The organism is Synechococcus sp. R6-5, assembly GCF_047461775.1.
Lineage (GTDB): Bacteria > Cyanobacteriota > Cyanobacteriia > Thermostichales > Thermostichaceae > Thermostichus.
In genome coordinates this window covers 1-1,088 of sequence record NZ_JANSHV010000382.1, presented here as the reverse complement: position 1 = coordinate 1,088, position 1,088 = coordinate 1, and the positions used below count along the sequence as shown (strand labels likewise).

Sequence of the window (1,088 nt, the reverse complement as noted above, 5' to 3'; positions counted from 1 at the left end):
TAGGACTTACGCAGTTGGTTGGAGGGTATGGATGGGATGCGCCAGGTAATGCCGGATAGCATCTCGGACGATGGCCGCCTTGGCTTCATACCAGCTCACCCCCGTCCGTAATCGGTAGACCTCCAGGCGCAGGAAGGCCCGCAAAGCCAGGTGCAGATGCCCCAATATGGCCACCGCCTTGCGCACCTGGGCCCGCTCTACCCCACAGCACTGCTTGAGCGCCCGATGATAGACCTCGATCCCCCAGCCCTGCCTTTCCAGTTCTGCCCGCTTCCCTTCCTCCATCTGCAGGTCATTGGTCGCCCAGTATTCCGCGTCCCCGTCCCTTGAGACCGTCCGAAACACCTGGACGAACCCAAAGCCCTTCAGGTGTACTACCCGCCCCTCCGGCGGAATCGCCACCGCCTCGATGGGTCGGTTGCCCCGCCCGTCCGGGTTCACCAGCCGGTTGTGCTTCAGCCGGGTCAGAAAGCGCCAGCCCAGCGCAGCAATCTGCTTGAGGTTCTCCAAAGAAGCGTACCAGCTATCCATCAGCACATACGCCGGCCTGAAGCCCCGCCCATGGGCAGTTTGTAGCATCTCGCGAAAGTGCTGGTTCTTGCTCTGGCCCCCAGCCGGCTTGTCGTACACCCGGAAGTCGCAGGGGAGGAGGGCCTGCCCCTGGGTCCAGAGCAAGGTCATCAGGGCGATTCCCTGCACCACCCTGCGCTGCTTACCGCTCCAGTGAAAGGTCACCAGTTCCATCTGCCGGGCATAGGGCTTATCCAGGGTGGTGTCGTCCAGCACCAGCAGCCCCCGCTGCCGATCCACGAAAGCCTGGGCTTCCCGCCACAGCGCCTCCGTGTCGGGAGGCTGTCGAGACAGCAGGCGGGTGAAGGCGTCGTGAGCCGGAGGGTGCGCCCCTTCCGGGGCACAGCGGGCGGCCTCGGTGCAGGTGAAGACCTTCTGCGCAGCGATCAGGAAGTGGATGTAGTCCAGGTCATCGCACTTGGGAGGGTTCATGGGCTTTACCTCCTCTAAAGAGGGATGGGTATAGCTATCTCACAACACAGAAGTGTGTCCGGTCAACCTCAACTGCGTAACTCCTA

Annotated in this window: 1 protein-coding gene; it reads right to left on the bottom strand. The window is 62.6% G+C overall.

Annotation, left to right across the window (positions count from 1 at the left end; translation table 11 throughout):
* Positions 1–6: 6 nt before the first annotated feature.
* On the bottom strand, positions 7–1,002 hold the full coding sequence (locus NW818_RS13875) for a transposase (RefSeq protein ID WP_414424888.1): 996 nt from the start codon (positions 1,000–1,002) through the stop codon (positions 7–9).
* Positions 1,003–1,088: the final 86 nt, after the last annotated feature.